Origin of the sequence: Streptomyces orinoci (assembly GCF_003121295.1) — a bacterium.
Lineage (GTDB): Bacteria > Actinomycetota > Actinomycetes > Streptomycetales > Streptomycetaceae > Streptomyces > Streptomyces orinoci.
Window position 1 is genome coordinate 209674 of the sequence record NZ_PHNC01000009.1, and the last position, 21777, is coordinate 231450.

A 21777-nucleotide genomic window follows, 5' to 3' on the forward strand; every position below is an offset into this window, starting at 1 on the left:
GACGTGTGGAGCACTTGATGACTACCCCTCAGGACAAACTCGTCGAGGCACTGCGTGCGTCGATCAAGGAAACCGAGCAGCTGAAGCAGCAGAACCGCCAGCTGGTGAGCGCGGCCACCGAGCCGATCGCCATCGTCGGCATGGCCTGCCGCTACCCCGGCGGGGTCAACTCGCCCGAGGACCTCTGGCGACTGGTGTCCAATGGTGTGGACGCCATCGCCGAGTTCCCCACCGACCGAGGCTGGGACCTGGAAGGTCTGTTCACCTCCGACCACCCGGAGCGGCCCGCCAAGGTCACGGCCAAGGAGGGCGGATTCCTTTATGACGCGGGCGAGTTCGATGCCGACTTCTTCGGCGTCTCGCCGCGTGAGGCGCTGGCGATGGACCCGCAGCAGCGGCTGCTGCTGGAGGCTTCGTACTCGGTGCTGGAGTCGGCCGGCATCAACCCCGCATCCCTGCATGGCAGTCAGACCGGTGTGTTCGTCGGCGTCCTCAGCTCGGACTACTTCCCCGGCTCCGACGCTGTGCCGGAGAACATCGCGGGCTATCTGAGCACCGGGAACTCGGGCAGCGTGGCCTCGGGCCGGGTGTCCTACACGCTTGGCCTTGAGGGCCCGGCGGTGAGTGTGGACACGGCGTGTTCGTCCTCGCTGGTCGCCCTGCACCTGGCCGTCCAGTCGCTGCGCCGGGGCGAGTGCGATCTGGCGCTCGCCGGTGGTGCCACCGTGATGTCCACCCCGGACACCTTTATCGACTTCTCGCGCCAGGGCGGTCTGGCTGCCGATGGGCGTTGTAAGGCGTTTGCGGCGGGGGCGGATGGTACGGGTTGGGCTGAGGGTGTGGGCATGCTGCTGGTGGAGCGGCTGTCGGATGCCCGGCGTCTGGGGCATGAGGTGTTGGCGGTTGTTCGTGGTTCGGCGGTGAATCAGGACGGTGCGAGTAATGGTTTGACGGCGCCGAATGGTCCGTCGCAGCGGCGGGTGATTGAGCGGGCGCTGGCTGGTGCGGGTTTGTCGGCGGCGGATGTGGATGCGGTGGAGGCGCATGGTACGGGTACGCGGCTGGGTGACCCGATCGAGGCGCAGGCGTTGCTGGCGACCTATGGTCAGGGGCGGCCGGGGGAGCGGCCGTTGTGGCTGGGTTCGATCAAGTCGAATATTGGTCATAGCCTGGCGGCTGCGGGTGTGGCCGGTGTGATCAAGATGGTGCTGGCGATGCGGCATGGGGTACTGCCGAAGACGCTGCATGTCGATGCGCCGTCGCCTGAGGTGGACTGGTCGGCGGGTGCGGTGGAGTTGCTGACCGAGGCGCGGGAGTGGCCGGAGGTGGGTCGTCCGCGTCGGGCGGGTGTCTCGTCCTTCGGTATGAGCGGTACCAACGCACATGTCGTGCTGGAACAGGCCCCAGCCATCGAACAGGCGCCGGCGGTCAAACCGGTTGTCGGGGACACCGCCGTACCGTGGGTGGTCTCCGCCAAGACCGAGGCCGCGCTTCGGGACCAGCTGGAGAACCTCGCCGCCTTTGCAGGGGAGCGGCCTGAGCTGTCGCCGGTGGATGTGGGGTACTCGCTGGCCGTTGTACGCGACCGGTTCGAGCATCGGGCGGTGGTGACCGGCGCGGACCGGGACGAATTGCTGGCAGGCGTAAAGGCGTTGGCCTCCGGTGAGGTGTCCGGTGCCGTGGTGAGCGGCAGTGTGACGCGTGGCCGGCTGGCGGTGTTGTTCACGGGGCAGGGCAGTCAGCGGGCCGGTATGGGCCGTGAGCTGTATGAGACGTTCCCGGTCTTCGCGGCCGCGTTTGACGAGGTGTGCGCTCACCTTGATGAGCGGCTGGGGCGTTCGCTGAAGGATGTTGTCTTCGGCGATGAGGCCTCTCTGGATCAGACGGCGTTTACTCAGGCGGCCCTGTTCGCTCTGGAAGTTGCTCTGTTCCGGTTGGTGGAGTCGTGGGGGGTGCGGCCGGACTTCCTGATCGGTCACTCGGTCGGGGAGATCGTCGCCGCGCATGTTGCCGGTGTGCTGTCGCTTGAGGATGCGGCGACGCTGGTCGCGGCCCGTGGGCGGTTGATGCAGGCTCTGCCGGCCGGTGGTGCCATGGCGGCCGTGGAGGCCACCGAGGCCGAGGTCGCCGAGTGGATTGCCGGGCGTGAGGCTGAGGTTGCGATCGCGGCGGTCAACGGGCCGTCGTCCGTGGTGGTTTCGGGTGACGAGGATGCGGTTGAGGCGGTTGTCGCCCAGGCCCAGGAGCTGGGCCGACGGGTGCGTCGCCTGACGGTGAGCCATGCGTTCCATTCCCCCCGTATGGAGCCGATGCTGGAGGATTTCCGCAGCGCCATCGCGGAGCTGTCCTTCAACGCGCCGCAGATACCGGTCGTTTCGAACGTGACCGGCACCCTGGCCACGGCCGAGGAGCTGTGCTCGCCCGATTACTGGGTGCGCCACGTCCGCCAGGCCGTCCGCTTCGCCGATGGCATGGCCTACCTCTCCGGTCAGGGCGTGGGCAAGTTCCTGGAGCTGGGCCCGGACGGCATCCTCTCCGGTATGGGACAGCAGTGCGTCAGCGACGACGCGGTGTTCGCCTCCGTCCTGCGCAAGGACCGCCCCGAAGCCCGGACGCTCACCATGGCCGTAGGCGCGATGCACGCCCACGGCACCGAACTTGACTGGGAAGGCGTATTCGCGGGCCGAGCCGCCAAACGCGTCGCCCTGCCCACCTACGCCTTCCAGCGCAAGCGCTACTGGCTGGAAGTCGTGTCATCGGCGGGCGATGTCAACAGCCTTGGGCTTGAGCCGACCGGACATGGACTGCTGGGCGCGGCCGTCGAGGTGCCCAACACCGAGTCGCTGGTCCTCACGGGCCGTCTCTCGCTCCAGACTCATGGCTGGCTCGCCGACCACGCCATCGGTGGTGTTCCGGTGCTGCCCGCCGCCGCGCTGGTGGAGCTGGCGGTCCATGCCGGTGACCAGGTCGGCTGTGACGGACTGGAAGCGCTGACCATCGAGGCACCGCTCGTCCTGCCCGAACGCGGGGGCGTCGCCGTGCGGGTGGGCGTAACCGCCGCGGACGAGCAGGGGGCCCGTGAGGTCACCGTGCATTCCCGGGCCGACGATGTGGCGCCCGACTCCCCGTGGACGCTCAACGCCATTGGCACACTCGCCATGGCCACCATGGGTGTGTCACCCGAGAGCTCTGAGTTGTCGGCCTGGCCGCCGGCCGACGCCGAGCCGGTCGATGTCGGCGCCGTCTATGACGAATTGGCGGGCGCCGGGCTGTCCCACGGTCCGGTCTTCCGCGGCCTGCGAGCCGCCTGGCGCCGGGGCGAGGAGATCTTCGCCGAGGTGACGCTCCCGGAGGGCACCGCGACCGACGGCTATGGCCTTCACCCGGCCCTGCTGGACGCCGCCCTGCACGCCGTCGCCGCGGAGAACGGCGCCGCCCAACTCGCCTTCCGCTGGGAAGGGGTACGGCTGTACGCCACCGGTGCCGACGCGCTGCGGGTGCGCCTCACCCATGCCGACGGCACGCTGAGCGTGCTGGCCGCCGATGAATCCGGCGCAGCCGTGCTCACGGCCCGGGCCGTGGAACAGCGGCCGGCGGAGATCGATGGCCCTGCCACGGCGCGCGTCCGTACCCGCGACTCGCTGTTCCAGGTGGACTGGGTTCCGCTTCCGGCGGGCACCATGACCTCCGGCACGGCCGACACCCACCAAGTGCTCGGCGTCCAGGCGGGGCTGGAGAGCTGCGAAGGCGCCGATGTGGTGTTCGCACCGTTCGAGGCCGTCGTTCAGAACGCCGGTGACGATATGGTCGCCGCTGCCCATGCCGCCACCCACCGGGCGCTGGCGCTCCTCCAGGAGTTCCTGGCCGATGAGCGGTTCGCCGACTCCCGCCTGGTCTTTGTGACCCGGGGCGCGGTGGCCGCCGGCACCGACCCGGGGGTGCGCAACCTGGCGCATGCGCCGGTGTGGGGCCTGGTGCGCGCCGCCCAGTCGGAGAACCCCGACCGTTTTCTCCTTATCGACCTCGACCTCGACCTTGACCTCGACCTCGACCTCGATACCGACCCGGACGCCGGCGCCGGTATGGAGCCGGACTTCGCCGGATTGGTGCCGCTCGCAGACCTCGGGGAGCCGGAGTTCGCGGTCCGTGACGGTGCGGTACTGGTGCCGCGCCTGGCGCGGGTTCCGGCGGCCGGTTCCGGTGAGGGCTTTGCCGCCGGGGACGGTACGGTGCTGGTCACCGGTGGTACGGGTGGCCTGGGTTCGTTGTTCGCTCGTCATCTGGTGGCCGAACACGGGGTGCGCAGCCTGTTGTTGACCAGCCGTCGTGGTCTTGAGGCGGAAGGCGCCAAGGAGTTGGTGGCGGAGCTTTCCGGGCTGGGCGCCGAGGTGGAGGTCGCGGCCTGTGATGTCTCCGACCGGGACGCGGTGGCGGGCCTGCTTCAGGGGCGCCGGCTGACGGCCGTCATCCACACCGCCGGTGTACTCGACGACGGCACCGTGGGTTCGCTCACCCCCGAGCGTCTGGACAAGGTGCTCGGCCCCAAGGCGGACGCCGCCTGGCATCTGCATGAGCTCACCCGGGGCCAGGACCTGTCGGCCTTTGTGGTCTTCTCCTCCTCGGCCGCGCTGTTCGGCGAGGCGGGGCAGGGCAACTATGTGGCCGCCAATACCTTCCTGGACGCCCTGGCCGGATACCGCAGGGCGCAGGGGCTGCCGGGGCTGTCGCTCCAGTGGGGCCTTTGGGAGCCCTCCGCGGGCATGGGCAGCCGGCTGACCGACGCCGATGTGGAGCGCATCAAGCGCAATGGCATGACACCGCTGACCATCGAGCTTGGCCTGTCCCTGTTCCAGGCGGCTTTCGCCCTTGACCGGGCCGTGGTCTCACCCATGGGACTGCGGCTGGCCGTCATCCAGCCCGAGTACGGCCCTGGTGCGGCGCTGCTCCGCGGGCTGGTGCGCGCCCCCGCGCGCCGGGCGGTGACCACCGGCGGCACCCAGGGCGCGTCGCTTGGGGCACGACTCTCCGGCCTGCCCGCCGAGCAGCAGGAAGCCCTGCTGCTGGGACTGGTGCGTTCCCATGTCGCTGCCGTACTCGGCCATGACGGAGTGGACGCCATCGAGCCCGAGCGGGCCTTCAAGGAACTGGGCTTCGACTCGCTGACCGCGGTTGATCTGCGCAACCGGCTGGCCGCCGAGACCGGCCTGCGCCTGCCCACCACACTGGTCTTCGACTACCCCAGCGCCGTGGCGCTGGCCCGGTATCTGCGCACCGAGCTGCTGGGCACCGCCGAGGCGCCTGCACCGGTGTCCGCGGTGGCGCAGCCGTCCCTGGACAACGACCCGATCGCCATCGTCGGCATGGCCTGCCGTTACCCCGGCGATGTCACCTCCCCCGAGGAACTGTGGCGGATGGTGGTCAACGGCGTCGATGCCATCACCGGTTTCCCGACCGACCGCGACTGGGACCTGGAGGCCCTTTACGACCCCGAGCCCGGCCGCGTCGGCAAGACCTATGTCCGTGAGGGCGGATTCGTACCCGCCGCCGCCTTCGACCCGGCGTTCTTCGGGATCTCGCCGCGTGAGGCGCTGGCGATGGACCCGCAGCAGCGGCTGATCCTGGAATCCTCCTGGGAGGCGCTGGAATCCGCCGGGCTGGACCCGGCGACCCTGCGCGGCAGCCAGACCGGCGTGTTCGTCGGTGTGCTGAACTCCGACTACTACCCGGGCGCCGCCAACGCCCCCGAGGGAGTGCACAGCTTCCTGGGCACCGGCAACACCAGCAGTGTGGTCTCCGGCCGGGTCTCCTACCTGCTGGGCCTGAGCGGTCCGTCGCTCAGCGTGGACACTGCCTGTTCCTCCTCGCTGGTCGCCCTGCATCTGGCCATCCAGTCGCTGCGCCGGGGGGAGTGCTCCATGGCACTCGCCGGTGGTGTCACCGTGATGACCAGCCCCGACACCTATATCGACTTCGCCCAGCAGAGCGCTCTGGCCATGGACGGCCGGTGCAAGGCCTTCTCCGCGGCGGCGGACGGCACCGTCTGGGGTGAAGGTGCCGGCATGGTGCTGGTGGAGCGGCTGTCGGACGCCCTGCGCCATGGACACCAGGTGCTGGCGGTCGTCCGTGGCACGGCGGTCAATCAGGACGGTGCCAGCAATGGCCTGACCGCCCCCAACGGCCCCGCGCAGCAGCGGGTGATCCGCCAGGCCCTGGCGGATGCCGGACTGTCGGCGGGGGACGTGGATGCGGTGGAGGCGCATGGTACGGGTACGCGGCTGGGTGACCCGATCGAGGCGCAGGCGTTGCTGGCGACCTATGGGCAGGAGCGCCCCGAGGACCGTCCCTTGTGGCTGGGCTCGTTGAAGTCCAATATCGGCCACAGTCAGGCGGCCGCAGGCGTCGGCGGCGTGATCAAGATGGTTCAGGCGATGCGGTATGGACTGCTGCCGAAGACGCTGCATGTCGATGCGCCGACTCCTGAGGTGGACTGGTCGGCGGGTGCGGTGGAGTTGCTGACCGAGACGCGGGAATGGCCGGAGGCCGGTCGTCCGCGGCGGGCCGCGGTGTCCTCGTTCGGTATCAGTGGCACCAATGCGCATGTGGTGCTGGAGCAGGCGCCGGAGCCGGCTGTTGCTGCTGTGGAGCCGGTGGTTGACACGGTGCTGCCATGGGTGCTGTCGGCGAAGTCGGAGGCGGCGGTTCGCTCTCAGGCGGAGCGGCTGGTGGCGTTCCTGGAGGAGCGTGCCGACCTGTCGCCGGTGGATGTGGGCTACTCGTTGGCGGTTGCGCGGTCGCGGTTCGAGCACCGGGCGGTGATCGCTGGCGCGGATCGTGACGAACTGCTCGCGGGTGTCCGGGCGTTGGCGTCCGGTGAGATATCTGGTGCTGTGACCATGGGCAGTGCGTCGCGTTCGAAGCTGGCGTTGTTGTTCACGGGGCAGGGCAGTCAGCGGGCCGGTATGGGCCGTGAGCTGTATGAGACCTTCCCGGTCTTCGCGGCCGCCTTCAACGAGGTCTGCGCTCATCTGGACGAGCAGTTGGACCGTTCACTGAAGGACGTTGTCTTCGGGGATGGGTCGTCTCTGTTGGATCAGACGGCGTTTACTCAGGCGGCGTTGTTCGCGCTTGAGGTGGCGTTGTTCCGGTTGGTGGAGTCGTGGGGGATGCGGCCGGACTTCCTGATCGGTCATTCGGTCGGGGAGATCGTCGCGGCTCATGTTGCCGGTGTGCTGTCGCTCGCCGATGCGGCCAAGTTGGTGGCGGCTCGTGGCCGGTTGATGCAGGCTCTGCCGGCCGGTGGTGCCATGGCGGCCGTGGAGGCCACCGAGGCCGAGGTCGCCGAGTGGATTGCCGGCCGTGAGGCTGAGGTTGCGACCGCGGCGGTCAACGGCCCGTCGTCCGTGGTGGTTTCGGGTGACGAGGATGCGGTTGAGGCGGCTGTCGCGCAGGCCCAGGAGCTGGGCCGGCGGGTGCGCCGCCTAACCGTCAGCCATGCGTTCCACTCGCCGCGTATGGAGCCGATGCTGGAGGACTTCCGTAGTGCGATCGCGGAGCTGTCCTTCAACGCGCCGCAGATCCCGGTGGTTTCGAATGTGACCGGCACGCTGGCTACCGCCGAGGAGCTGTGCTCGCCGGACTACTGGGTGCGTCATGTCCGTCAGGCGGTCCGTTTCGCCGATGGCATGGCCTACCTCTCCGCTCAGGGCGTGGCCAAGTTCCTGGAGCTGGGCCCGGACGGGATTCTCTCCGGCATGGGCCAGCAGTGCATCAGCGAGGGCACCGTCTTCGCGTCCGTCCTGCGCAAGGACCGCCCGGAGGCCCAGACCTTCACCACGGCCATCGGCACGATGCACGCCCATGGCACGGACCTTGACTGGGAGGGTGTGTTCGCCGGCCGTGCCGCCAAGCGTGTGGAACTGCCCACCTACGCCTTCCAGCACCAGCGCTACTGGCTGGAGACCGCCGCCAAGTCCGGTGACGCCACCGGGCTGGGCCAGATGGCGGCCGAACACCCGCTGCTGTCGGCCGTGGTCAACATTCCGACCACCGACACCACCGTCTTCACCGGCAGATTGTCGGTGCAGTCCCACCCCTGGCTGGGGCAGCGGACCGTCTCGGGTGAGGTGGTGGTCTCGGGGGCCGCGCTGGTGGAACTCGCCATCCACGCCGCCGACCAGGTGGGCTGCGGCAGGCTGGAGGAGCTGGTGCTCCAGGCGCCGCTGGTACTGCCGCAGCGCGGTGGTGTCGCCCTGCGGATGACCGTGGACGGTACGGAGAACGCCGGCCGCCCCGAACTGACCGTGTTCTCCCGCCCGGAGTCCGCCGCCGACGACGAGCCATGGGTTCTGCACGCCACCGGTGTGCTGGCCCTGGCCGCGTCCGTGCCGCCCGCCTCGGTGGCCACCGAACTCGCCGTGTGGCCCCCGGCGGACGCCATGGCGATCGATACCGACGTCCTCTACCAGGAGCTCGCGGAGATGGGTTTGGCCCACGGCCGGCTCTTCCGGGGCGTACAGGCGGCCTGGCAGCGCGGTGCGGACGTCTTCGCCGAGGTCGTCCTGCCCAGGGGCACCGCGACCGCCGGCTTCGGTGTTCACCCCGCCCTGTTGGACGCGGCCCTGCACCCGGCCGCGCTGGACGAACAAGCCGTGCTGCTCCCCACTGTTTGGCGCGAGGTCAGCCTGTATGCCACCGGCGCGTCCATGCTGCGGGTCCGGCTGCGGCGGACGGCCGACGAGGCCGAGCTGATCGCCGCGGACGGTTCCGGCGCGGCGGTCCTCACCGCTCGGACCGCCCAGTGGCAGGCGCCCGTCGCCGGCGCTCAGGGCGGCGAGCGGGACCGGGTGCGGGACGCCCTGTTCCAGATGGAGTGGAAGCCCGTGGAGGTGCCCGCCACCGCGGTCGGCCCCTTCGCGGTGGTGGGGAAGGACCCCTTCGGCACCGGCGGCCCGGCCTTCTCCTCCCTGGATGCGCTGGTGGACGCGGTGTCGGCGGGCACGGTGCCGCAGCCGGAGCTGGTGTTTGTGGAGTTCGCCGAACCGGACGCCGCCCATGCCCGGGGCGAGGAGAAGGATGCCGGGGAGAAGGATGTGGTGGCCGCGACCCATGCGGCCACTCACCGGGCCCTCGGCCTGCTTCAGCAGTGGCTGGGTCACCCGCAGTTCGTCAACGCCCGCCTGGTCCTGGTGACCCGGGGCGCGGTGGCCACCGGGCCCAAGGACGCCGTCCGGGACCTGCCCAACGCCCCGGTACGGGGTCTGGTGCGCGCGGCGCAGGCGGAGAACCCCGACCAGCTGGTGCTGCTGGACCTGGAGCCCGGCGCGGACCCGGAGCTGTCCACACTGTGGTCGGCGCTGGTGTCGAGCACCGAGTCGGAACTCGCCGTCCGTGACGCGGTGGTGCACGGGGCCCGCCTGGCGCGGGTTCCGGCGGCCGGTTCCGGTGAGGGCTTTGCCGCCGGGGACGGTACGGTGCTGGTCACCGGTGGTACGGGTGGCCTGGGTTCGTTGTTCGCCCGTCATCTGGTGGCCGAACACGGGGTGCGCAGCCTGCTGTTGACCAGCCGTCGTGGTCTTGAGGCGGAAGGTGCCAAGGAGTTGGTGGCGGAGCTTTCCGGGCTGGGCGCCGAGGTGGAGGTCGCGGCCTGTGATGTCTCCGACCGGGACGCGGTGGCGGGCCTGCTTCAGGGGCGTCGGCTGACGGCCGTCATCCACACCGCCGGTGTCATCAGCGATGGCACGGTGGGTTCGCTCACTCCCGGGCACCTGGACAAGGTGCTCGGCCCCAAGGCGGATGCCGCCTGGTATCTGCATGAGCTGACCCGCGAGATGGAGCTGTCGGCGTTTGTGATGTTCTCCTCCTCGGCCGCGCTGTTCGGCGAGGCGGGTCAGGGCAACTACACGGCCGCCAATACCTTCCTGGACGCGCTGGCCGGATACCGCAGGGCGCAGGGGCTGCCGGGGCTGTCGCTCCAGTGGGGTCTGTGGGAATCGACCGTGGGCATCGGCAGCCGGCTGACCGAGGCGGACATCGAACGGATCAAGCGCAATGGCATGACCCCGGTGACCGCCGAACTGGGCCGCGCCCTGTTCGACCTGGCGGCCGGCCTGGAAAGCCCGGTTGTCGCGCCCATGGTGTTCCGGCCGTCCGCGGTGCAGCTCGACGGCGGGCCCGGCTCGGCACTGCTGCTGGGCCTGGTGCGGGCCCCGATGCGTCGCACGGTGCGCGCGGACGGCGGTGCCGCGGCCCAGGCCGGGGCTTCCGGCGGGGCCTCGGGCGGCTCGGCGCTGCGGGCCAGGCTCGCGGAGAGCCCGGCCGCCGCGCAGGAGGCCCTGGTGCTGGCCCTGGTGCGTTCCCATGTGGCCGCGGTACTCGGCTACTCGGGCACCGATGCGGTGGAACCCGAGCGTGCCTTCCGCGAGTTGGGCTTTGACTCGCTGACCGCCGTGGAACTGCGCAACCGGCTGACCGGCGAGACCGGCCTGCGGCTGCCCGCGACCGTCGTCTTCGACTATCCCTCGCCCGCCCTCCTGGCCGAGTACCTGCTCGCCGGGCTGGTGGCGGACGCCAAGCCCACCGAACCGGGCGCCGGTTCGGTGCTGGCGGAGCTGGAGCGGCTGGAGTCCGCGCTCACCCGGGTGCCCGACGGCTGGGCGCAGCAGAGCGACGAGGCCGCCCAGGTGGCCTCCCGGCTGCGGGCGGTGCTGGCCAAGTGGGACGAACTGCGGAGCACCACCAGCGGGAGCGGTGGCGAAGCGGACGATCTGGAATCGGCGACCGCCGACGAGATCCTGGACATCATTCAGCGGGAGTTCGGAAAGTCCTGACCCTTCCCAGGGGCCTGACCTCTCCCAGCGCCCTGACCCTTCCCAGGAAAGGTCAGGGCCGTCAACTCCCGTGAAAAGACCGACCCGACAGGTGGTGCACTCCTCCCCATGACGCAAAACGACAAGATCCTGGAAAACCTCAAGTTCGTCACCGCCGAATTGCGTCGAACCCGCAATCGCCTGATCGAGGTCGAGGAGGCGGCACACGAGCCGATCGCCATCGTCGGCATGGCGTGCCGCTTCCCGGGCGGCGTGGACTCGCCGGACGAACTGTGGCGGGTGGTTTCGGAGGGCATTGACACGCTCTCCGAATTCCCGGCGGACCGTGGCTGGAACCTTGAGAAGCTGTACGACCCGGACCCGGACCGCCCGGGAACCACCTATGTCCGCGAGGGTGGATTCCTGGACGGGGTGGGCGACTTCGACCCCGCCTTCTTCGGTATCTCGCCCCGCGAGGCGGTCGCCATGGACCCCCAGCAGCGGCTGCTGCTGGAGACCTCCTATACGGCCATCGAGAACGCCGGTATCGACCCGGCCCGGCTGAAGGGGACGCCGACCGGCGTCTATGTCGGGATGATCCACACCGACTATGCCTGGTCCGTGCCGACGATCCCGCCGGAGCTGGAGCCGTTCATCTCCAACGGCAATATCAGCAGCGTCGCCTCCGGCCGGATCTCCTACACCCTCGGTCTGCAGGGCCCGGCCCTGACCATGGACACCGCCTGCTCCTCCTCCCTGGTGGCCGTGCATGTCGCCAAGCAGGCGCTGTTGCGCGGCGAGTGCTCGCTGGCCCTGGCGGGCGGCGCCACGGTGATGTCCACCCCGGTGGCGTTCACCGACTTCAGCCGGCAGCGCGGCCTGGCCCGGAACGGGCGGATCAAGGCGTTCGCCGATGCCGCGGACGGCACCGGCTGGGGCGAGGGCGTCGGCATGCTGGTGCTGGAGCGGCTGTCGGACGCGGTGCGCAACGGCCATCAGGTGCTGGCCGTGATCAAGGGTTCGGCGGTCAACCAGGACGGCGCCAGCAACGGCCTGACCGCTCCCAACGGCCCGTCCCAGCAGCGGGTCATCCGGCAGGCCCTGGCCGACGCCCAGGTGGCGGCCGCCCAGGTGGATGTGGTGGAGGCGCATGGCACCGGCACCACGCTCGGTGACCCGATCGAGGCACAGGCCATCCTGGCGACCTACGGCCAGGACCGGGACGCCGGCCACCCGCTGTGGCTGGGCTCGTTGAAGTCCAACACCGGCCATACCCAGGCGGCCGCGGGTGTGGGCAGCATCATCAAGGTGGTGCAGGCGCTGCGGCATGCGGTGATGCCCATGACCCTGCATGTGGACAAGCCGTCCACCAAGGTGGACTGGAGCGCGGGTGAAGTCCGGCTGCTGACACACACCCAGCCCTGGCCGGAGCGCGAACACGCCCGCCGGGCCGCCGTCTCCTCCTTCGGCATCAGCGGCACCAACGCCCATGTGGTGCTGGAGGAGGCGCCGGCCGCCCCCGAACGGGAGGCCGTTGAGACGGGGCCGCGCGAGGGCGTGGCCGTGCCCTGGGTGGTGTCGGCCAAGTCCGAGGCGGCGCTGCGCGAACAACTGCGCAGACTCTCGGGGTTCGTCGAGGAACGACTCGGGCTGTCGCCCGTGGATGTGGGCTACTCGCTGGCGGTCTCGCGTACGGCGTTCGAGCACCGTGCGGTGGTCACGGGCGCCGGCCGGGAGGAACTGCTCTCGGGCGTACGGGCGTTGGCCGCCGACGAGGGCTCCGCGGGCATGGCCCGCGGCGCGGCCAAGGCGGTGTTCGTCTTCCCCGGCCAGGGAGCGCAGTGGGAGGGAATGGCCGCCGAACTGCTGGACACCTCAACGGTTTTCGCCGGGCACATCCATGCGTGCGAACAGGCGCTGAAGCCCTGGGTGGACTGGTCCCTCACCGAAGTGCTGAGGACCGGTGAGGGCCTGGAGCGGGTCGATGTGGTGCAGCCGGCGTTGTGGGCGGTGATGGTGTCGTTGGCCGAGGTATGGCGGTCGGTGGGTGTGGTGCCGGCCGCGGTGGTGGGGCACTCGCAGGGTGAGCTGGCGGCCGCCGTGGTGGCGGGCGCGGTGTCGCTGGAGGCGGGCGCGCGTGCGGCGGCGCTGCGGGCGCGTGCGGTGCTGGCCCTGTCGGGGCTGGGCGGCATGGTGTCGGTGGTGGCGCCGGTGGCCGAGGTACGGCGGCGGTTGGAGCGGTTCGAGGGCCGGGTGTCGGTGGCGGCGGTGAATGGGCCGTTGTCGGTGGTGGTGTCGGGTGAGTCGGGGGCGCTGGAGGAGTTTTTCGCCGAGTGCGAGGACGACGGCGTGCGGGTGCGGCGAATCGCGGTGGACTACGCGGCGCACTCGGTGCAGGTGGCTGCGATCCAGGCCGAATTGGGCGAGGCATTCGACGGTCTGGGTGCGGTGTCGTCGCCGGTGCCGCTGTATTCGACGGTGACCGGCGGGCCGTTGGATACCGGGTTGATGAACGTGGGTTACTGGTTCCGCAATGCGCGGGAGACGGTGGAGTTCGAGTCCGCCGTGCGTTCGGCACTGGGAGATGTGGGGCCGTGTGTGGTGGTGGAGGTCTCGCCGCATCCGGTGGTGTCAATGGCGGTGCAGGACATCATCGAGGACGCCGGTGCGCCGGCGTCGGTGGTGGGGACGCTACGGCGGGGCGAGGGCGGCTGGGACCGGTTTGTGGCCTCGTTGGGTGAGGCGGTGTCGGGCGGTGTGCTGCCGGACTGGGAGGCGGTGTTCGCCGGCCCGGACCGCGAACATCCCATCCGCCCGGCCCGGGTCGAGCTGCCCACCTACGCCTTCCAGCGCCGGCGCTACTGGCTGGACGCCCAGACCGCACCCGCCGACGCCCATGGCCTGGGCCTGACCCCGGCCGACCACCCGCTGCTCGGCGCGGCGGTCCCGCTGGCCGACCTGGACGGCCAGGTGCTCACCGGACGCATCTCCCTGGCCACCCACCCCTGGCTGGCCGACCACGCGGTGATGGGCACCGTCCTGCTGCCGGGAACCGGACTGGTGGAAATGGCCATCCAAGCCGGGGACCGGGCCGGCTGCCGCACCGTGGAGGAGCTGACCCTCCAGGAACCCCTGATCCTGCCCGCCACCGGCGGCCTGCACCTCCAGGTGAGCGTGAGCGCCGCCGACGACAGCGGGCGGCGCGGCGTGGCCATCCACACCCGCCGGGACACCGACGACGACGAGCCCTGGACCTGCCATGCCATCGGCACCCTCGCCGAGGCGCCGGTGGAACCGGCGGACGCGGGCCTGGCCACCTGGCCCCCGCAGGACGCCGAACGCCTTCCGCTGGAGGGCACCTACCGGGAACTGTCCGAGCAGGGCTATGAATACGGCCCCGCCTTCCAGGGCCTGCGCGCGCTGTGGGTGCGCGAGAAGGAGCTCTTCGCCGAGGTCGCGCTGCCCGAGGACATGGACGGCGGACGGTTCGCCATCCACCCGGCGCTGCTGGACGCCGCCCTGCACTCCGTCATCGTCGGCGGGGACCGCCTCACCGGCACCGCGCCCGCCGACGACGCCCCGGTGAGCCTGCCCTTCTCCTGGGGCGGCGTGGCCCTGCACGCCACCGGCGCCACCCGCCTGCGGGTCCGCCTCACCCTGGACGCCGACAAGCGCATCGTGCTGCACGCGGCCGACACCACCGGCGCCCCCGTGGTCTCCGTGACCGGCCTGACCACCCGCCCGGTCGCCGCCGACCGCCTCGCGCCCCCGGCCTCCGGCGGCGCCCTGCACGACGCCCTGTACCGGGTGGAGTGGACGGCGGCGGACCGAACGGCCGTCGAACGGGCCGGGCATGCGCTGCCCGCCGCCGGCTGGGCCGTACTCACCGGGGACGGCGAGGACACCGCGCTGCTCACCGCCTTGAAGGAACTGGGCGTCCAGGCCGACACCCACCAGGGGCTCGACGGGCTGTCCAAGGCACTGGACGGGGGTGTCCCGGCCCCCGCCATCGTCTGCCTGCCCTGGGATCCGTCCCCGGCCGGGGACGCCGACGGCGCGGCCGAGGCGTCCCGTGACGGAGCCGCCCGGGCGCTGGCTCTCCTCCAGCGGTGGCTGGCCGACGAACGACTGGCCGGATCCCGGCTGTTGCTCCTCACCCGGGGCGCCATGGCCGCCGGAACCCCCGGCGACCTGCGCGATCCGGCCGGAGCCGCGGTATGGGGCCTGGTCCGCTCGGCCGAGAGCGAGAACCCGGGCCGCTTCGTCCTGCTGGACCTGGACCCCGAGAGTCCGGCCGTCACGCCGTCCGTGCTGGCCCTCGCCGCCACCGGTGACGAGCCCGAACTCGCCGAACGCCGGGGAGCGCCCACCGTGGCACGGCTGGCCCGGGTGCCGGCCTCGGCCCATACCGGCCGCCCCCCGCTCGACCCGGACGGCACCGTACTGATCACCGGAGGCACCGGCACCCTGGGCGCCCTGCTGGCCCGCCGCCTGGTGACCGAGCACGGGGTGCGGCACCTGCTGCTCACCAGCCGCAGCGGACCGGCCGCCCCGGGCGCCGCCGAACTGGCCGGTGAACTCACCGGCCTGGGCGCCCAGGTGTCCGTCGCCGCCTGCGACGCCGCCGACCGTGACGCGCTGGCCGCCGTCCTGGCCGGCATCCCGGCCGGTCACCCGCTCACCGCGGTGATCCACGCCGCGGGCACCCTGGACGACGGGGTGATCGGCTCGCTGACCGCCGAGCGGCTGGAAACGGTGATGCGCCCCAAGGTGGACGCGGCCGTCAACCTGCACCAGCTCACCCGGCAGCAGAACCTGGCGGCCTTTGTGATGTTCTCCTCGGCCGCCGGCGTCTTCGGCGGGCCCGGGCAGGGCAACTACGCCGCGGCCAACACCTTCCTCGACGCCCTGGCCCAACTGCGCGCCGGCCAGGGGCTGCCCGCCCACTCACTCGCCTGGGGACTGTGGGAGGAACGCTCCACGCTGACCTCCCGGCTCGGTGACGCGGACGTCGATCGCATCGCCCAGGGCGGCGTGCTCACCCTGGACTCGGCGGCGGGCCTGGAGCTGTTCGACACCGCCTGGGCGACCGGGGAACCGGCCACCGTCCCGGTCCGCCTGGACCTGGCCGCGCTGCGCCGGCAGGCGGCCGGCGGCGAACTGCCGCCCCTGCTGCGCGGCCTGGTCCGCACCCCGCCGCGCCGCACCGCGCACAGCGCCCAGGCCGGCGCGGCCGACCGCAATGCGCTGGCCGAGCGGCTGGCCGGGCTGGCCGGCCCCGAGCGGGCCGCCGTCCTGCTGGAGTCGGTCCGGAACAACGCCGCCCAGGTGCTGGGCTTCGCCGGGGGACACCTGGTGGAACCCCACCGCGGTTTCCTGGACATGGGCATCACCTCGCTGACCGCCCTGGAGCTGCGCAACCGCCTCAACGCGGTCACCGGCCTCCAGCTGCCGGCCACGCTGATCTTCGACTACCCCTCCGCGCAGGCGGTGGCCGACTTCCTCGCCACCCGCTTCGGCGGCGGCAGCACCAAGTCCGCGGCCTCCGCGGTGCATGGTGAGATCGGCCGGCTGGAATCGGCCCTCGCCCAGACCGAACTCCCCGAAGAAGAACGGGCGAAGGTGGTCAGCCGCCTGCAGACCGTCCTCGCCACCCTCACCCGCGACAGCGGCGGCCCCGAGGCGGCCGCGCCGGTGACGGACTTCGAGGACGTCAGCGACGACGAGATGTTCGCCATGATCGACGAGCAACTCGGCTAGCGGAAAAACCCCTTGCCCAACCCCGGGCAATAACACTCACAGCGAAGGCCGTCCCACCCCTCCACCAGGGGCGGGGCGGCCTTCGAACCCTTAGGGGGCGGTTAGGGAGGGCTAGGGGTGGCCCCGGATCAGGGGGCCTCCTAGCGTCGCTGGTGACTCATATCGACGCCCCGGCGGATTGCCCATGACTTCCCGGGCGCGCCCGTTTCCCACGAGGTCTTGACATGCAAAATGAGCAGAAGCTTCGCGACTACCTCAAGCGGGTCATGGCCGATCTGCAGCAGACCCGGCAGCGGCTCGGCGAAGCGGACGCCCGGGCCCATGAGCCCATCGCCATCATCGGTATGAGCTGCCGCTACCCCGGCGGCGTGACCTCACCCGAGGAGCTGTGGCGGCTCGTCGCCGAGGAGCGGGACGCGGTATCGGCCTTCCCCACCGACCGCGGCTGGGACCTGGAACGCCTTTACAGCCCCGACCGTTCCCAGCCCGGCACCTTCTACTGCCGGGAAAGCGGATTCCTTTATGACGCCGCCGAGTTCGACCCGGCGTTCTTCGGTATTTCCCCCCGCGAGGCGCTGGCGATGGACCCGCAGCAGCGGCTGCTGCTGGAAATCGCCTGGGAAGCCTTCGAACGGGCGGGAATGGACCCGCTTTCCATGCGCGGCACCAAGACCGGCGTCTTCGCCGGGGTGATGTACCAGGACTATGTCGCCCGGCTGGACACCATCCCGGACGAGGTGGAGGGCTACCTCGGCGTCGGCAACGCCTACAGCGTCACCTCCGGGCGCATCTCCTACACCCTGGGCCTGGAGGGCCCGGCCATCAGCGTGGACACCGCCTGCTCCTCCTCGCTGGTGGCGCTCCATCTGGCCGTTCAGGCGCTGCGCACCGGTGACTGCACCCTCGCCCTGGCCGGCGGCACCACCGTGATGTCCACCCCGGACACCTTTATCGACCTCGGCCGGCAGGGCGGCCTGGCCCCCGACGGCCGGTGCAAGGCCTTCGCCGACGCCGCCGATGGCGCCGGCTTCTCCGAGGGCGTCGGCATGCTGGTGCTGGAGCGGCTGTCGGACGCGGTGCGCAACGGCCATCAGGTGCTGGCCGTGATCAAGGGTTCGGCGGTCAACCAGGACGGCGCCAGCAGCGGCCTGACCGCCCCCAACGGCCCGTCCCAGCAGCGGGTGATCCAGCAGGCTCTGGCCAACGCCCAGCTCACCGCCGACCAGGTGGATGTGGTGGAGGCGCATGGCACCGGCACCACGCTGGGCGACCCGATCGAGGCACAGGCCATCCTGGCGACCTACGGCCAGGACCGGGACGCCGAACACCCGCTGTGGCTCGGCTCGTTGAAGTCCAACGTCGGCCACACCCAGGCCGCGGCCGGCGTCGGCGGCGTCATCAAGATGGTGATGGCGCTGCGCAATGGCCTGATGCCCAGGACCCTGCATGTGGACAAGCCGTCCACCAAGGTGGACTGGAGCGCGGGCGAGGTCCGGCTGCTGACCGAGGCCCGCCGGTGGCCCGCCCAGGGCCGTCCGCGGCGTGCGGGCGTCTCCTCCTTCGGCATCAGCGGCACCAACGCCCATGTGCTGCTGGAGGAGGCCCCGGCCGCCCCCGAGCCGGAGGCCGCGCAGCCGGAGACGGCACCGCACCAGGATGTGACGGTGCCCTGGGTGGTCTCCGCCCGTACCGGTACGGCGCTGCGCGCCCAACTGGAGCGGCTGGCCGACTTCGTCGAGGAGCGGCCCGGGCTGTCCCCGGCGGACGTGGGCTACTCGCTGGCCGTGTCGCGTTCCGGGTTCGAGCACCGCGCTGTCGTCACGGGCGCCGGCCGTGAGGAACTGCTCACCGGCATACGGGCGTTGGCGGCGGGCGAGGATGCCGCCGAAGGTGTGGCGCTCGGCGCGGCCCAGCCGGTGTTCGTCTTCCCCGGACAGGGGTCGCAGTGGGCCGGGATGGCCGCCGGACTGCTGGAGAGCTCTCCGGTGTTCGCCCAGCGCATCAGCGAATGCGGACAGGCCCTTGAGCCGTGGGTGGACTGGTCGCTGACCGAGGTGCTCACAAACGGGGACGGCCTGGACCGCGTCGATGTGGTGCAGCCCGCTCTATGGGCGGTGATGGTGTCGCTGGCCGCGGTGTGGGACGCGTACGGGGTGCGGCCCGCCGCGGTCGTCGGTCACTCCCAGGGCGAGATCGCTGCCGCGGTGGTCGCGGGCGCGCTGTCGCTGGAGGACGGCGCCCGGGTGGTGGCCCTGCGCAGCCAGGCCATCACGGCCCTGTCCGGCCAGGGCGGCATGGTGTCGCTGGCCGAGCCGGTGGCCGAGGCCCGTGAGCGGCTGGCCGTCTGGGACGGCAGGCTGTCGGTCGCCGCCGTCAACGGCCCGCGCTCCGTGGTGGTTTCCGGCGACGCCGACGCACTCGACGAGCTGCTGGCCGCCTGTGAGGCAGCCCAGGTACGGGCGCGCCGGGTGCCGGTGGACTACGCCTCGCACTCGGCCCATGTGGAGCGCATCCAGGCCGAGTTGCAGAAGACTCTGGCTCCGATCCAGCCGGTTCCGAGCGGTGTTCCGTTCTATTCCACCGTGACGGCCGAGCCGGTTGACACCGCCGGCCTGGACGCCGACTACTGGTACCGGAATCTGCGGCAGACGGTCGAGTTCGAGCAGACCACCCGCAAGCTCCTCGCCGACGGGCACCGGCTGTTCATCGAGGTCAGCGCACACCCGGTCGTGACCGTGGGCGTGCAGGAGACCATCGACGACACCGGGCTCCCCGCCGCCGCGATCGGCACCCTGCGCCGTGACGAGGGAGGCCTGGAGCGGTTCCTGCGCTCCCTGGGCGAGGCCTACACCCATGGCGCCACCGTTGACTGGCAGGTGTGCTTCGCCGGGACCGGCGCCCGGCGGGTCGATCTGCCCACCTACGCCTTCCAGCGCAGCCGCTACTGGCTGGAGTCCACCGCCCCCGAGGAACTGGCCGCCGCCTATGCTGCGGTCCCCGAGGAGCTCCGGTTCTGGGACGCCGTGGACAGCGCCGACCACAGCGCGCTGGCCACCGCCCTGGACATCCAGGACGAGGCCGAACACCCCTGGCTGGCCAAGGCCGTTGAGGCGCTCTCCGCCTGGCGTCGCCAGTACCGCCGGCAGTCCACCATCGACGGCTGGCGCTATCGCGTCACCTGGAAGCCCATCGCCCCCAAGCCGGGCCGCGCCGACGGCACCTGGCTGCTGGTCGTCCCCGCCGAGGCCGGCGACAGCCCCTGGCTCACCGCCGCCCAGCAGGCCCTGGCCACCGCCGGCGCCCGGACCGTCCTGCTCACCTGCGACCCGGCCGCCACCGACCGGGCCTCGCTCACCCAGGCGCTCCAGCACACCGCCGAGGCCCAAGAAGCCCCGCTGAGCGGCGTGTTGTCGCTGCTCGCCCTCGACCGGCGGCAGCACCCCGGGCACCCCGCCGTCACCACCGGCCTGGCCGCCACCGTCACCCTGGTCCAGGCGCTCGGCGACACGGGCATCGACGCCCCGCTGTGGCTGGCCACCCAGGGCGCCGTCGCCACCGGCCGCTCCGACCGGCCGGCCGACACCGCCCAGGCACAGATATGGGGACTGGGCCGGGTCATCGGCCTGGAACACCCCGAGCGCTGGGGCGGCCTGATCGACCTGACCGCCACCGCGGACGACCGTGCCCAGACCCGCCTGGTCACCGCGCTCACCGGACCGGACGGCGAAGAAGAACTCGCCGTCCGCACCTCCGGCATCTTCGCCCGGCGCCTGGTCCGCGCCACCCTCGCCGACTCCGCCGGCGGCGCCTGGACGCCCAGCGGCACCATCCTGATCACCGGCGGCACCGGTGCCCTCGGCGGCCATGTCGCCCGCTGGGCCGCCGCCAACGGCGCCCGGCACCTCGTCCTCACCAGCCGCCGTGGCGAACAGGCCCCCGGCGCCACCGAACTCGCCGCCGAACTCCGCGAATCGGGCGCCGAGGTCACCATCGCCGCCTGCGACGCCGCCGACCGGGAGGCGCTGGCCGAGGTCCTTGACGCCGTCCCGGCCGAGCACCCGCTCACCGCCGTGGTCCACGCCGCCGGCGTCGGCGACACCGGCGCGCTCGCCGACACCACCGTAGAAGAGCTCGCCGCCATCGTCGCCGCCAAGGCCGAAGGCGCCCGTCACCTCGACGAACTCCTCGGCGACAGGCCACTGGACGCCTTTGTCCTCTTCTCCTCCAACGCCGCCGTCTGGGGCGGCGCCAACCAGGGCGCCTACGCCGCGGCCAACGCCGCGCTCGACGCCCTCGCCGAACAGCGCCGCGCCCGCGGACTCACCGCCACCTCCGTTGCCTGGGGCCTCTGGGCCGGCGAGGGCATGGGCAGCGACAGCGGAGAACTGCTCCGGCTGGGCCTGAAGGCCATGGACCCCGAACTGGCGGTCGCCGCCCTGGTCGGAGCCGTCGGACACGAGGAGACCAGCGTCTCCATCGCCGACATGGACTGGGAGCGCTTCGCCCCCGCCTACACCTCCGTCCGGCAGCGCCCCCTCATCGCGGACCTGCCCGAGGTCCGCCGCGCCCTGGACGCCGCCGAGGCCACCGCGCCCGCCGACGAGGCCGCCACCCATGGCCTGGCCGCCCGTCTGCAGGCCATGACCGAGGCCGAACAGCAGCAAACCGTCCTGGAACTGGTGCGCGCCCAGGCCGCGGCGGCGCTCGGACACCCCGACGCCTCGGCCATCGCGCCCACCGCCGCCTTCCGGGAGCTGGGCTTCGACTCGCTGACCGCCGTCGAGGTCCGTAACCGCCTCAACACCGCGACCGGCCTCAAGCTGCCCACCACCCTGGTCTTCGACCACCCCACGGCCGGCGCCGTCACCGAACTGATCCTCGGCCAACTGCTGGGCGCCACCCGCCCGGCCGCCGCCACACCCACGGCCACCACCGTGGCCGCCGCTGACGAGCCCATCGCCATCGTCGCCATGAGCTGCCGCTACCCCGGAGGCATCGACACCCCCGAGGACATGTGGCGGCTGGTCCTGGACGGCCGCGACGCCATCGTCCCCTTCCCCACCGACCGCGGCTGGCCGCTGGACGACCTCTACGACAGCGACCCCGGCCACAGCGGCACCTCCTACACCCGCGAGGGCGGCTTCCTGCAGGCCGCCAGCGGGTTCGACGCCGCCTTCTTCGGCATCTCGCCCCGCGAGGCGCTGGCCATGGA

General features: G+C 71.6%; 3 protein-coding genes. All 3 read left to right on the forward strand.

Translation table 11 applies throughout. The features are described 5' to 3' along the window. The first annotated feature begins 5 nt into the window (after nucleotides 1-5). On the forward strand, nucleotides 6-10826 hold the full coding sequence (locus tag CV755_RS34095) for a type I polyketide synthase (RefSeq protein WP_422070517.1): 10821 nt from the start codon (nucleotides 6-8) through the stop codon (nucleotides 10824-10826). A gap of 252 nt (nucleotides 10827-11078) precedes the next feature. Continuing rightward, nucleotides 11079-16565, forward strand: a complete 5487-nt coding sequence (locus CV755_RS07400; protein ID WP_435881547.1) for a type I polyketide synthase — start codon at nucleotides 11079-11081, stop codon at nucleotides 16563-16565. A 224-nt stretch (nucleotides 16566-16789) separates the two neighbouring features. After that, the coding region (locus CV755_RS07405) for a type I polyketide synthase (protein ID WP_153068604.1) at nucleotides 16790-21777 on the forward strand (4988 nt) is incomplete at its 3' end.